Annotated in this window: 10 protein-coding genes and 2 pseudogenes; 7 read left to right on the top strand and 5 right to left on the bottom strand. The window is 39.5% G+C overall.

Annotated elements, in window-relative coordinates:
- Positions 1–10: 10 nt before the first annotated feature.
- Positions 11–1,669, top strand: a complete 1,659-nt coding sequence (locus U5O15_08315) for a hypothetical protein (protein ID MDZ7860649.1) — start codon at positions 11–13, stop codon at positions 1,667–1,669.
- Between the two features lie 29 nt (positions 1,670–1,698).
- Positions 1,699–3,633 carry an FtsK/SpoIIIE domain-containing protein gene (locus tag U5O15_08320; GenBank protein MDZ7860650.1) on the top strand — a complete coding sequence of 645 codons (1,935 nt, stop codon included), beginning with the start codon at positions 1,699–1,701 and terminating at the stop codon, positions 3,631–3,633.
- 435 nt (positions 3,634–4,068) lie between these two features.
- Here U5O15_08320 and U5O15_08325 read toward each other — a convergent pair.
- The 4 genes and pseudogenes from U5O15_08325 to U5O15_08340 form a co-directional block, all read right to left on the bottom strand.
- A pseudogene (locus U5O15_08325) lies at positions 4,069–4,260 on the bottom strand (ATP-binding protein).
- A 319-nt stretch (positions 4,261–4,579) separates the two neighbouring features.
- Positions 4,580–5,365 carry a DNA methyltransferase gene (locus U5O15_08330; protein ID MDZ7860651.1) on the bottom strand — a complete coding sequence of 262 codons (786 nt, stop codon included), beginning with the start codon at positions 5,363–5,365 and terminating at the stop codon, positions 4,580–4,582.
- Positions 5,343–6,617 carry a hypothetical protein gene (locus U5O15_08335; protein MDZ7860652.1) on the bottom strand — a complete coding sequence of 425 codons (1,275 nt, stop codon included), beginning with the start codon at positions 6,615–6,617 and terminating at the stop codon, positions 5,343–5,345. The genes U5O15_08330 and U5O15_08335 overlap by 23 nt, the downstream gene beginning before the upstream one ends.
- Positions 6,610–7,560: a DNA adenine methylase gene (locus U5O15_08340; GenBank protein ID MDZ7860653.1), complete on the bottom strand. Its 951-nt coding sequence runs from the start codon at positions 7,558–7,560 to the stop codon at positions 6,610–6,612. The genes U5O15_08335 and U5O15_08340 overlap by 8 nt, the downstream gene beginning before the upstream one ends.
- A 981-nt stretch (positions 7,561–8,541) precedes the next feature.
- Here U5O15_08340 and U5O15_08345 point away from each other — a divergent pair.
- The 5 genes and pseudogenes from U5O15_08345 to U5O15_08365 all read left to right on the top strand — a co-directional run bounded on the left by U5O15_08345 (position 8,542) and on the right by U5O15_08365 (position 13,101).
- Positions 8,542–9,269: pseudogene (locus tag U5O15_08345) on the top strand (phage integrase N-terminal SAM-like domain-containing protein).
- 183 nt (positions 9,270–9,452) lie between these two features.
- Positions 9,453–9,941, top strand: coding sequence for a hypothetical protein (locus U5O15_08350; protein MDZ7860654.1), 489 nt, complete (start codon positions 9,453–9,455; stop codon positions 9,939–9,941).
- Positions 9,942–10,024: 83 nt separating this feature from the next.
- Positions 10,025–10,927, top strand: a complete 903-nt coding sequence (locus U5O15_08355) for a hypothetical protein (protein ID MDZ7860655.1) — start codon at positions 10,025–10,027, stop codon at positions 10,925–10,927.
- Between the two features lie 294 nt (positions 10,928–11,221).
- Positions 11,222–11,728 (top strand): hypothetical protein, encoded by a 507-nt coding sequence (locus U5O15_08360; GenBank protein ID MDZ7860656.1) that lies wholly within the window; start codon positions 11,222–11,224, stop codon positions 11,726–11,728.
- A gap of 296 nt (positions 11,729–12,024) precedes the next feature.
- Complete coding sequence (locus U5O15_08365) at positions 12,025–13,101, top strand: HNH endonuclease (GenBank protein MDZ7860657.1); 1,077 nt, start codon at positions 12,025–12,027, stop codon at positions 13,099–13,101.
- A 365-nt stretch (positions 13,102–13,466) separates the two neighbouring features.
- Here U5O15_08365 and U5O15_08370 read toward each other — a convergent pair whose 3' ends face one another.
- On the bottom strand, positions 13,467–13,634 hold the full coding sequence (locus U5O15_08370) for a JAB domain-containing protein (GenBank protein ID MDZ7860658.1): 168 nt from the start codon (positions 13,632–13,634) through the stop codon (positions 13,467–13,469).
- Positions 13,635–13,652: the final 18 nt, after the last annotated feature.

The following is a 13,652-nucleotide window of genomic DNA, read 5'->3' on the forward strand; positions in this document are numbered from 1 at the left end:
AGGCATTACAGTGCGTGTAGACATACCCAATCAAGCGAAAAAGAAGAGAAGAGTTTCAATCGATTCACTGCTGGCCATAGCAATAGTCCTCTGCAGTATTGCCAGTTTTAATTCTACCTACTATGGTTTTCGCTCAACCTATGCTTATCATGCTGAAGAAGCTTGGCTTACATGGTTTCTCCCCATATTTATCACCTTCGGAGTTCAAATTCTCCTGATCGCCAGTGTGATTAAATTCAAACGCTCAAAAGGATTAATAAGAAGATTTGCCTGGGTAGTAATGATCGTACTCGCGATGATGATTTCTACCGGGTATGGAATTTCATACTGGGATGAAGCCATAGGGGCTAGAGAACGAATAGAGGTCAAAGCAGATGGCATAGCCTATAACGCAATGGAAACATTGGGAAAAGGGATCAGCACTTTTGACACATTTGTTCGCGCTTCCGAGGACCTTGCCGAGCATTCAGAAAAAATGGCTGAGTTAGAAGATAAAGAGGGATCCTCTTGTGGTTGTAAAGTAAGGGACGGGCAGGGACCACGCTGGAGAAAGAGAATGACAGATTTTCATACCATGCGTTCTCGTATTCCGCATATACAGGCTCTCAGGGATAGTTTGAATTACGTATATAATAATATGATTGCGCGGACTGAGAACTTCGATGTCCATAATGTAGACAACTTTTCTAAATCCTTTAAGGTTGACATTCTCAGAGCAAACAAGTTCATTGGAGACGAACAGATAGCCATTCTTGACGGATGGCTCATTAAGCGGCTCAAGCAGAACGAAGATGGATTTTATGATAAAGGCAAGAAGTACACCTGCCCGGATCCCATTCTCAAAGAGAAAATGCTGGAGTTAAGAAGCTCCATTGAACATCTTTCTCCTCTGCCGAATCCCGGAGATATCAGGATTGACGATTCTAATGCAATCGAATCTATCAAGTACGTTTACAGTGCTTTCAAGAACGCACTTACTTTTATGCCCAAATCGACTGAACAGCTTGAAGCTGAAAGAAGAGAAAAGATAAACTCTCCCGCGGTCGATGAAGATTCCTCTAAGAAAGTTGAACCTGTTGCCATTCTCATTGGATGCACTGTAGATCTTCTTATAATCCTGGTTGGTTTTCTTTATGGGCCAACGGGGGGCTCTTCTCCTGATCCGAACACTCCCCTTCTCGGCAATGCTGCTGGAACACTCAAAAAGATGCTGGTTCGCCCTGAATATAAGAGGCTTTTGTTAAGTTACATCAGTATGGATAGGGACACTGAGGATCTCGGAAGGTTCCTTCGCAAAAATATGACTCTGCTCCCGGATGGAAGGTATATTATCAATTTTGATTCCGAGGATCTTGAGAGTGTTGAAAGGGATACGATTATTGAAATGCTCGATCTCTGGACAATAGACAAACTGGTGAAAGAGATCGACCCCAAAAAGGAACCCTATTTCAAAAAGGAAGCGAAGAACTCAACAAACTACCTGTATCCGGAATTCCTGTGGAAACTTTCCAAGAATACCAGCCCTGCGGCTCTAAGAATCGCGATGAGAATTCTCCAGAGGAGAATAGAAATGGGCATGCCCTCAATAGCGGATTACAGGCAGGCAAAAAAGGAAATTGAGGATGATCCTGAGTCCGGAGAATCTGGCGCCGAAGAAACCGCAAGCTAAAACAGAAAACATGAATTTTGGAGGATGTCATGAAAAGAAAAAAGAGAAAAGCAAATAATAAGTCATTTTTAAGAAAATATGGTTTGTTACTGGCTGGAATTTTCATACTCCTTCTATATGGATTTGAATACATCAGGACGCCATGGACTGAAACTGTAATGGAAATTGGCAGGTATCCTTTGCATTCTTTGAGGTTTTTGGTGGGTAAGGGAGGACTTCTCGTTGCATGGGCAATGATATTGGCTTACCTGACAAAGAACGTTTCCGGGAGTTTAGTGCCGGGCAGGGGAAAGCGAGCAGGTATAATGACTTCTCTTATCATATCAATCTTTTTTATGCAGATCATCGGCAGGATTAGAGATGCAGGCAAACCATGGGGAGGCCTTATAGGAGAAGCAGTTCTTAAAAGCAGTATGGGTGAGTATGGAATAATCGGAGGACTGCTTTTTATCTCTTTACTGGTAATCGCGATAATTCAGTTCGGATTCAGATTGTCAATTATTAACCACAAGAATATAAAAAATCTTTTTATTTCAGCAGGAAATATGATCTCAAAGGGGGCAAGGAATATTATGAATTTCTTAAAGAATCACCATTCTGAAATCATCAGATTGGCGCACAGAATGTATTATGCAACCCTTGATTTTCTCCTTGAGGATGAAAAAGAAGAATCATTATCAGGAGCAAGTTTATATCCTCAGGCAACCAAACCTATCAATGGAATAACTTATAACATGGCTTCTAATTCTTCTTCACTCGATCATAGTGAAAATGAAAAAGATACTGAAAGCCAAGTAATAAGTTCAAATAAAACTGAGAGCCGATATCCAGATATGCACAGAAACCTACCGGATATACTTTTAAAGAATCCTCTCCCTCTTGAAATACTACCTGATGTACCGAACGAGATACATAAAGCTCGAGAGAAACTCCATGATGAAATGGATTTCATAGAAGAGACTATAATTCGCATGGCTTATCAGATGGAAGGGGTCCGTCTCGGCATTATGGACAATAACAAAATAATAGGTATGACATCGATGACTATTAAGTTTACAAGAAATGGCAGGGAAGGACCTGTGATAACAAATCTTTCCCGGATTGTAAATGACCTTCAGATTAAAATAGGAAGGAACCCGATATCGATATATTTCAAGGATAACGTGGTCTTTGAAATACCTTTGAAGCCTGAGGAATGCAAGACAGTTTATTTAAAAGAACTTCTCTATGACTTAAAAGACCTCTCAGATGATTCAATAAAAGCGGCCATCGGAAAAGACAGCTACGGAAAACCGACACTGTTGGATTTCGGTAAAGATCCTCATTACCTCATAGGCGGCAGTACTGGAAGTGGGAAAACGATATGCCTGAAATCTATCGCACTCGGCCTTGCATGTCGTTATTCTCCTGAAAATCTTTGGCTGGTTTGTTCAGATCACAAGGGAGATCTTCGCCGACTTGAAGCACTCCCTCATATGAAAATACCTATAGCAAAAGATGATAATGAATTCATCGATTTCATAAATTATCTTGAAGATATGACGGAATTCCGTAAAAAGATTATAGGTACAGAGGAGTTTGACAGATTACCTAAAGTGGTTGCGATAATAGACGAAGTTCACGGATTTGAGGATAGAGACAGACTTGCCGGACTTCTTGCTGTGTGCAGGAGCCTCAAAATATCAATTATTCTTGCAACCCAGCACCCTAAATCAACAGTTTTACCCACCAAGCTGACTGCAAATTGCCCTGGCAGAATTGCCTTTAAGACAGCCACTAAATCTGCAAGCAGGATTATTATAGAAGAATCAGATGCTTACAAATTGCTAGGGCAGGGTGATGGGCTTGTTAAACATTCAAGGGGAAGAGAACGGTTTAAAGGGGCTTTTGTGAGTGACATGGATTTGGAGGCAGTTGATGAGTATGTATCCGTTATCAACGAGATGGAAGTATATGATGCTTAATTAGAGTTTTCAACTTGGGGAAAGGAGGTGAATAATGTCAAATAGTAATGGTTACTTTAGGAATGGAGACAAGATCAGTAAAGTGACTGAGGATGGACTCCGCATTAATTTTTATCCTTCGGGCATACCCCTAGTACAGATGCCTGGTCAGTCTCACAAGTCTTACAAGAAAGGCTTCGGCAAAGCTTTTTCGAACCAGTCTCCACAAGAAATGTCAAACTACGTTTCTGCTCTTTTTAAGAAATAAAGACTTTTGATTGATATTTCTTGAAAAAGGCTTCAGCTGAGCTGTGGTTAGAAACATACCAGCTAATCACAGCTCAGTCACACAACTCTTTACGCTAATAAAGTCCTCCATAGGCTCCAATTGTATAATAAAAGGTACCAACAAAACAAGGGTGTCTAGCGTCAACTATTTTTTCTCTTTAACGACAATTAAATTTCCCTTTTCTTTCCGGTAGAGTTTCTGGATTTTCTTGTGGCCGATTTCGTTTTTTTATTTCTCCTTCCTTTGTTTGATTCTTCTAATCTGTAACTGGCTAGATTGAGTTCAAGTATAACGCTATGATGAACCATTCGATCTATGGCTGCGGCAGTTACCATTGGATCTTTGAAGATTTTCTCCCAAGTTTGGCAAACCAAATATCTGCAACATCGGAAACAGATGCTTTTGATTCCGAATGGAATGTTGGGTCGACTTTCTTCTATAAAATTATTGCTGTCTATAGGCATGGAAATAAGAGTGAATCTGCTTTGCTCATTCCTGATCAGATAGTTGTGTAGATTCCGGATCAAACCTGCCACTTTGGTATGGTTAAACAGCAGGGAATAGAAAGTACCTCAGGGGTGGCAGGTTAAAACCGGAATGAGTGGCAACTTTCACCGGAATACACATTATTTTGGCGAAATCAGAAAATTAATGATCGAAGCATCGAGTGATATATATTCAACTAATTATACTATATCTGATTCTGCTTAAATTTTCATCGCTTCTGGGTTTTCGGAAAATATATAAATGCTCATGCGCTATAAGAAGAATATTGAATTCCTCTGACATCTTCTGCCAGTACGGGTTGGATTTGCAGTTGTGCTGGATTTTTATAACATCTTCTCTGAGAGCAAAACCCTGCTTAAGAAATCTTTTTAAAACATATGAAGACAAAGGAATATAATGCCGATTTCTTCTAGTATCCCCGATCAAAACTGCACAAAAGCAGTCTTCTTTTAATACCCTGAAAAATTCCGCAATACCTTTTTCTAATTCATAACAGAATTTCTTGACTCCACCGATATTCGATAAGTCACCTTTGATTTTTCCATTTGAATAATTGATTATATTAAGGTAAGGAGGATGTGTGAGTATTAAATCAACGCTTTCATTTTTAATGCCATTTAAGGTTCTTACATCGCCAATTTTAACCTCAGGTTCATACTTATAATCACCTTTAAATGTTATATTTCTCTGTGCTCGTTTTACGGCTTCCGGGTTAATATCAAGCCCTATTGCCCTTCTGTTTAATAATTTTGCTTCAATTAAAGTTGTACCCCCACCAACCATGGGATCTAAAATCAGATCTCCTTCTTTTGAGTATCTCAGAATTACATTCGTCGCTATCTGAGGTGCGAAATTACCCCTGTAATCCGAATTATGTGTAACCCAACTTCCTCTTTGAGGAAAAGACCACACGGTTGTGGTCTCCGTCACCTCATCATACCCTTTTACTTTCCTCAATCTTTTCCTCAATCCACCTGCACCAGGATAATATGGTTGATGCTCTTCTTCTTAAAGTACTTTCTGTACCACCATTTAAAACTGAATTCTTTCTCATTATCTCTGTAATGGCTTCTATCGATTCATCGCCTGACTTCAAGGCATTAAAGGAATCATAAAAAACTTTATGCTTGAATATTTGTCTTATCAGACCCTCATGTCTCTTGCTTCTGGGAAGTTTCACGAGTTCTTCCCCTAATTCAGTCAGACATACAATCCCTTTCTCTTTTGTAACAAGTTCTAAATATTTTGCGGCGTTGTAATAGTAATCCGCCTGCCTTGGATCAAAAGAGAAATAATCTGCGAAATCTTCTTTACTGTTAACGTCCGATTTAACCAGCTCCATTATATTTATAACCTTTTCAAAGTCATCTGCCTGCGGAAATGGAATACTCGCAGGATCAATTGGTAAAAAGTCCTTGATATCAAGAATTTCATCGGGAATTGGCTGTATTTCTTCCTGAAATAAAAAATTAGCTCTACTTAAAAGGACTATCGAATTGAAATTATCGTATTCAACAAATTCGAACTTCCAAAAACTAAAAACACCGTCAGAATATGAAAAAAATACCGGAATCACATTTTTATTGATTCTAGACATCCAATGTCTATAAGGATAGTACAACTGTCTGATATTAAAATCATTCACTTTGCCTATTTTAGCTTCAACAATATAAAACTGGTCGCCCTCAAATCCTGCATCAAGTTCGGCTCCAGTTTTTGAAACTGTAATTTCTCTATCTCTATCAAATGTTTTAACCTTAAATTTAAAATCATCAGTGCCGAATTTTCCTCTGGCTGTGAACTTTATTTCATCGTCCAGAAATTCGGATAACATTTTCGAAATATCAGAGATAACTATGGCATTGTCCTCAGAAGTGATACTTTTTAAATCAATTGTTTCATAATCATCAATAATTGAGCTGTCAATCATTCTATTTTTATCTGAATATTTAACCTCACAATAAGAATTGAACTTTAAAAGCACATAGTCTTTCCTTGCAACGGGTAGAATTGAAATATCATTCTCCTTAAATATTTCCGGTCTGTTCTCGGAATGATCAAATTTGGCCATTAATCGGGGTTCCCTATTTGAAATATCCTTTATTTCAGTTGAAGAAATTTTATATATCCCTTGTTCTTCTATCTTTTCAATAAGATTTAGATGCTTGTCTATTTCTTTCCAAGCCTTCTGATTTTTAGTTTCACGCATCGTAATTCCTTATAATCAGTTCCTTAACTTCGCCTCTTTTTTCAGCATTACAATTGATAACCCTTTTGGCAGTCACTCTTTCAATATTAAATCCCGAATAAAGATCATCGAAGTAATCGTCATCCACATTGTAATTTTTGGGATCCGAATTACTGAGAAGCAAATAAGCGCCTTTCTTGTTCATTTTCTTGAAATATTCAGCCAATCTTATTTGATCTTCATTGTTAAAATCATCTTTAAAATAGCCGGTAAAATTAGACGTACTACTTATAGGTCTATAGGGAGGGTCAAAGTATACCATGCTGTTTTTAGTTATATGCCTTTTGGCCCTCTCGAAGTCTCCGCAAACTATTTTAGTATTTTTAAGTACTTTACTAACCTCTAGGATATTGACTTCATCGCAGATTGTAGGATTCTTATACCTTCCGGAAGGTACATTAAATTTTCCTTTGCTATTCTGCCTGAAAAGACCATTATAGCAGGTTTTATTTAAAAATATTAGATATGCTGCTCTTTCAACCCAATTATCAGTATAATCAGTGAAATTAAATTTAAGCATTTGCTTATTGTACTTTTCCCTGATTTGGTAATACATTTTTTTTCTATTAACAACTTCTCTCCTAACATACCTGTTCTCAATTATTTTTAGTTCATTAATGAGCTCTGAAGGGTTATTTTTGATAACTTTAAATCCTACAATTAATTCCCTATTGATATCGAATAAAAAAGACTTTTCTATTTTAAAGTTATTCATCAGATAAAAAAATAAAGCTCCACCACCAACAAATGGTTCAACATATCTTTTAATCTTGCCGGTATCTTTGATATTTTGAGGAAATCTTGATATTAATTCATTAATTAAAAGATTTTTCCCTCCAACCCATTTGAGAAAAGGTCTCGCAGCTCTTTTTGGTTGATTTTTAGTAATCAGACCTGTTGTCATAAAAAGATTATCCTATCAGTTTATATAAGATATTCGTAACTTTTAGCTATGCTTACACTATTCTTCTTTACCTGCCTAAGAAGATAGTGTTTTCGCCTCTTCAACCTAAGGTAATATTAGGCCAATTTTTAAACTTTGAAAAGTGTTAATTAGTACATTTACCTTTTCCTCCACGGTTATTAGACCGTATTTTTATTCCTGCAGATGATTTAGCTAATTAGAGCCAACCAAATAATTACTAAATGCTTTTCTTTCAGGGCAAGAGCGTCTGTCTAGCGTCAACTATTGTTTCTCTTCTTTCTGATCCAGCAGTTCCCCTATGTCTTTGAAAAACTCAGAGGAGATATATTCATAGAAAGGATGGATTAGAACGAAGAGATTCCCATCGAGTTTATAATGGAGATGATCTTTCTGCTGTTCTGATTGTGATAGTATCTTTTTTGTTGAGAAATGAAGTAAAACGGAAAAGCCGTATTGTCACTCCCTCACCTGCCCCCGTCCAGCCTGATATTTTCTCTTTTATCGAAAACATTTCCGTATTCTAATGAAAAACCCGCGTAGAGGGGCTGCATGAGGAGATCCGGGTCATCCTACCGACAAGTAAGAAAAGGCGACTCAGACGGTTCTGGATCAGGCTGAAGTTCTGTGCGAAGAATGGATTGCTTAAAAAATGATTATTATCGGATAAGCATTCTTGAATATATTCATCCAATCTTTTTCAAGATAAAAAATTTCTGAGAACAACCAGGTGGTCACTTTGTCTCTTCCTATTCCCGAAAAAGAGGGCAGTTTCACTCTTGACATTATAACTGATTATATGGTATAAGGTTGTCCATCCGGGGAGAAGATATGGGTTTTATTTATTCAGATATAATCGAAAGTATCAGTTCGGAGGCTGCCTTTTCCAGCTCTGTTGTGCGTGAAGAGAGACTTAAGGGAAAATACAGTAATAACAAGGGGAAAGAACCGGGTAGAGGAAAACTGTTGGGACGAGCTAGAGCGGCGCTTCGATCGAGGCATTACAGTGTAAGAACAGAAAAAACATATATATCATGGATTAAGAGGTTCATCCATTTTAATAACCTTAGACATCCCGCTGATATGGGAGATAGGGAAATAAACGAATTTCTCACCCACCTTGCAGTTAAAAGAAGTGTAAGTTCTTCAACTCAAAATCAGGCTTTAAGCGCGCTTTTGTTTCTATACAAATATGTGCTCAAGATTGAGCTCGGCGATCTTGGTGATATAATCCGTGCCCGTAAAACGAAACGTGTTCCTGTTGTCTTAACGCGAGAGGAAGTCAGAAAGCTTCATAAAAAAGATCTGGCCGATGGATGGGGAAGAGTTAAAATGCCTTATGCTCTCGATAGAAAATATCCAAACGCCGCCGTTGAATGGAAATGGCAATGGGTATTTCCACAGGCGAACCGCTGGATAAACACAGCGAAAAACAAACAGGGCCGCCACCATCTGGATCCGTCTATTATGCAGAAGACATTTAGGAGCGCTGTAGTAAAAGCAGATATTAAAAAGCAAGCAACCTGCCATACCCTGCGACATTCTTTTGCGACGCATTTACTTAAAGGCGGTTATGATATTAGAACAATACAGGAGCTTCTCGGCCATAAGGGTATAAAAACGACAATGATATATACGCATGTTTTAATAGAGGGCCAAATGGTGTAAAGAGTCCAGCAGATGAATTGTAAATATTGAAGGGATTTTATACGGAAACCGTATAAGAACTTATTTGTTTTATTAAAGTTGAATAAGCACCTTACTTAAAAGGAGATATCGCAAAGATATTTAAGGAACATAGGTTGACGAAATAATCAAATATAGGTTTATACGTAAACTGTATATACAATGTTCGCAGCACAAAGGAGGATAGAATGAAGAGGTCAATTCCTGTTCTTGCAGTGGCATTGTTGTGTGTTTGCCTTCCCGCATTCTCCTATGCGGCTGATCGCAATCCCTTTCTTGCCGAAGTGTCAGCCTTCAGTGTTGTCGTGGAGAACCTCTCGCCCTACCTGAAGGGAATTGGCATGACAGAGGCTGATATTCAGGACCGAGTGGAATTCCTGTGCAGAAGGAACTCTTTTCCCCTCAACTCAAAAGCGTGGCCGTGGCTCTACGTCCGCGTAACCGCCCTCCCTGTCACCGTAGGAGAACGGATCGTGGGCTATGCATACACAGTTGAACTCGCTTTCAAACAACTGGCCAAGACCAAGTCCAACGAAATGTATACCGTAGCATCATGGTCTGCTCGCACTTCCCTTGTAGTCGGACCACGAGAAGCCCTTCAACGGATGATCAAGGACACACTTCAGGACAAAGTCGAGGAGTTTGCCAACGTGTGGATGGCTTCGCACAATCAATGAACCGGACTGCGAACAATCTCCTGCAGGCGACGTCCTAAAGGCCGCGCCTGAGGAGTGACGTTAGGCGGCAACGAAAGAGGGCTATGGATTCATTATTCAAACCTGGAAATAACTATGAGTACATTATGTCTGTGTGGAAAGATCGGGATTCGGCCACGGATACTGAACTATTGGAGTGCATAAGATCAGAATGCGACCCTTGTAAGATTGCAGAGGCTGGCATTGAAAATGGTGGAAATCAGGTTGGCGTGCTTGGATTGATTATCGAGGAGATAGGCAGAAGAAAAATACGTGATGCTGCACCCATCATTGTCGAATATGTTGCTTGGCCGTACTACAATGACTTTTGGGTGCATCTTGTGCCACGTTGCTTTGAAGCTTTATGCAAGATAGGCGATGACTCAATTGTTGGTCGCTTCTTAGAGTTGACTTCTGGCGATATCGCAGCAAAATCGATAATCGCCAATCTCCATGCAGTCTCATCTCAGATATACTCAAATGGGCTAGCAGAGCCGTTGGAATCCGAACCGAAAAAAGATCCCCGCGCACGAATGATCATGATAGCAATAGAAGAAAACCTCATAAAGGTCCGACAAATTATGAAATGGGCGGATTCTACAATTGGCAATACGAATCAACCTCCACCAGCATGGCTGTGCGATTTATCACTACAAGGACATTTCAGTATCCGGAATGCGCCCGAGGACGATGATATCGTTCCTTCTTTCGATGAACGGTGTATCTGTATAGTTGCCTTCAACAAGGCGGGTGTAATTTCTTTCTCGGACACTGTTGAAAAAATTTTTCGTGAAGAACTTGATGGATTCATAGTCGGAAAGAAGGCTTTGAGATATTTGTTGCAAACCCAAGCTTTTCGATCGCAAAAAAATGTTATGAGTATTAAAAAGCAAATTGAAAAGTGCTTCGATGAAATTGTTGAACGAAGGCCTTTGTTAATGGATATGATGAAAGATTTGACAGCCTAACAAGGCTAATTCAGCCGACGCAAAAAGCCGCGCGGCTGATTAGCAGCGATGGCGCGGACGCTTCGCGAGACAAGGAATTAATGAATGAGGAATATCTAAATAAGTATTAAGAGGGTGGAGGCGCTGTGGTGCCGCGCCAACGGGCTGCGGATTTCCATCCGCATTCTGTCCGTCGCTAAAGCGCCGGCTATCATGCGCCTGCAGCGGGCGGTAGGGCCTGCGAGCAAGCTCGCGGCCTCTCCCGCCGCTGATCCGCAGCCCGTTATACGTTTAATTCTTCAAGGAGGGGTAAAGATGGCAAATGATGATTCGACTGTCGGGAATAAACTAGCTGGTATGTTCTTTGAGAACTGGAATGAAAAATCAGCTATTTCGAAATTGAAAACTCAGCATTCCATTAAATCGCCAGAGCACAGTGTTTTCATGAGCTTGTTCTGGTTATTTTACCTGGCTTATACACGTGCTGCAATGTCATCACCTGATAAGATATCTTCTCAACAATTCCAGAATATTGCAGATCACCTAACAACAAATGTTATAACCAAATTCAAGGATATCTTCGATTCGAGTGAGGATTCAGCAGACTTGCTAGCACTTTACGGTGGAATTGCCGAAGGATTGTTCGGATGCTACAACACAAATTTAAACAGTTCTCCTTCGGTGCACTGGCATATCGGCAAGGAAATGTGTGTCATACTTAATGGTCCTGGTGCTGAACAGGATCCATCGCTAATCACCTATTTCGCAGATATGCTTCACAATGACTCAGTGAGAATTAAGGAATATTTTAATAATATGTAGTCTGGATATTACTACAACGTATAACTTTGCTTGCAGCTGGCGGTCTTGGCTGTCACTGCGGCTGCGCAGCACCCGCCGCGCCAGCCGGCGTCAGCAGCTGAAGCGAGCGTTAGACGTATTAGGGAAAAACTATGAAAGGGCAAGTATTCACGATCGGGAAGTTAAACTATATAAATGGAGTTGTCTACTTTGTAGCCCAGAGATACAAGACGGACTTATCTACTCTCGCACGATATTATTCAGAAACAACAAAAAGCGGCAACGTCATGCACCCAAAAACTAGGGCACGAACATTAATGAGATTTGCTGAAGGCCTGGGGCTTCTTAATCGTGATGGAAAAGAAACAGTTAAAATTAGCGAACTAGGTCGAAAATACTTCGAAGCTAGACTTGATTACAAATGGGTTCTTTCAGACCAACAAAAAAAGTTACTGCGTGAACACATAATTGCTGATCCAACTCGTACACCAACGATCTACACCATAGCATCACTTCTTTCACTTGTTAGAAAAGGACACTCTGGAAAACAGTTATCCCATTTATACGCAGAAGAAATTGAAAAGCAAGATGCTTGGAAATCCGATGTGACATATCAAGGTTTTACGAATTTTGGACTAAATTATTTAAATGAACTTGGATTTATCCAGGATATAAATACTTTCAAGGTATCTGGTGAGCACCGTGGTTCCGAGGTTGAAGGCAGCAAATGGTCAGATGAGGAATTGAGAGCTTCCATAGATTCCTACCTTGAAATGCTTTCATTACATCGACGTGGCAAACCATATATAAAGAAGGATTACTATCGTGCGCTAGCAAAAAAGTTTGGACGTACTGAAAAATCTTTCGAATTCCGTGCACAAAATATTTCTCACGTATTAGCTTTAATTGGTAGAGAATGGCTTCCTGGTTTAGTACCGGCCACGAATGTGGAAGCAAAAGTCATTGAACGAATCGAAAAACTCCTTGCCGAAGTTGAAAAGTCTAGGCCTTCTGGCACAGCCGCATTCGAGGCGAAAGTTCGTGGGGCTCGTAAAAGGAAGATGTCCAAAAAACCCACAGGGAACAAAAATCCTTCTTCGAATATTGCGGAGACCTCACAATATGAACGTGATCCTTTAGTTAAAGCATGGATTCTTGAAAAGGCTAATGGTATTTGTGAGAATTGTGAGAAGAAAGCCCCCTTTGTAACTCACGATGGACAGTTATTTCTTGAAGTTCATCATATATGGTTTCTTGCTGATGGAGGACCTGATTGTGTTGAGAATGCTGTTGCAGTTTGCCCTAATTGCCATCGTGCGCTTCATTATTCGGAAGATAGAGATGTTTTAAAGGAGAATTTATATAAGAATATTGGACGTTTGATAAAAGGTTAGAACGTCTAACTCCCGCTTGCACCAGACAGACTTGCCTGTCATGCCAGCTGCAGTGCACCTGGTCTGCCAGCCCCGCCTGCGGCTGAAGCTAGACGTTAGGTAGTAAATAATTAAATCGTTTTAATAATTTTATGGGAGGATGTTATGGTTGTCTAGCGTCAACTATTTTTTCTCTTTAACGACAATTAAATTTCCCTTTTCTTTCCGGTAGAGTTTCTGGATTTTCTTGTGGCCGATTTTGTTTTTTTATTTCTCCTTCCTTTGTTTGATTCTTCTAATCTGTAACTGTCTAGATTGAGTTCAAGTATAACGCTATGATGAACCGTTGAGTTGTAGTTGATAATTTTCTCAAATTATACTACCAATCAAATCTCTCCTCCCTCTTTCATACTATAAAAACAATCATTGCCAAGAATCACATGGTCTATAACGTCAATTCCAATAATATCTCCTGCTTCTTTTAATATGGATGTTAGAGGTATATCTTCTAAGGTGTTATCTTGTAGTATATATACTACAAGATAATGGTAGATTTATTAATGAAATGAAGT

The sequence above is a fragment of the Candidatus Krumholzibacteriota bacterium genome (assembly GCA_034520215.1).
GTDB lineage: Bacteria > Krumholzibacteriota > Krumholzibacteriia > Krumholzibacteriales > WJIX01 > JAGHBT01.

Excerpts from the sequence above, each read along its gene's own strand:
- U5O15_08320 (MDZ7860650.1), top strand. The coding sequence starts at position 1,699 with ATGAAAAGAAAAAAGAGAAAAGCAAATAATAAGTCATTTTTAAGAAAA.
- U5O15_08335 (MDZ7860652.1), bottom strand. The coding sequence starts at position 6,617 with ATGCGTGAAACTAAAAATCAGAAGGCTTGGAAAGAAATAGACAAGCAT.
- U5O15_08360 (MDZ7860656.1), top strand. The coding sequence starts at position 11,222 with ATGGCAAATGATGATTCGACTGTCGGGAATAAACTAGCTGGTATGTTC.
- U5O15_08365 (MDZ7860657.1), top strand. The coding sequence starts at position 12,025 with ATGAGATTTGCTGAAGGCCTGGGGCTTCTTAATCGTGATGGAAAAGAA.
- U5O15_08340 (MDZ7860653.1), bottom strand. The coding sequence starts at position 7,560 with ATGACAACAGGTCTGATTACTAAAAATCAACCAAAAAGAGCTGCGAGA.
- U5O15_08355 (MDZ7860655.1), top strand. The coding sequence starts at position 10,025 with ATGGATTCATTATTCAAACCTGGAAATAACTATGAGTACATTATGTCT.
- U5O15_08350 (MDZ7860654.1), top strand. The coding sequence starts at position 9,453 with ATGAAGAGGTCAATTCCTGTTCTTGCAGTGGCATTGTTGTGTGTTTGC.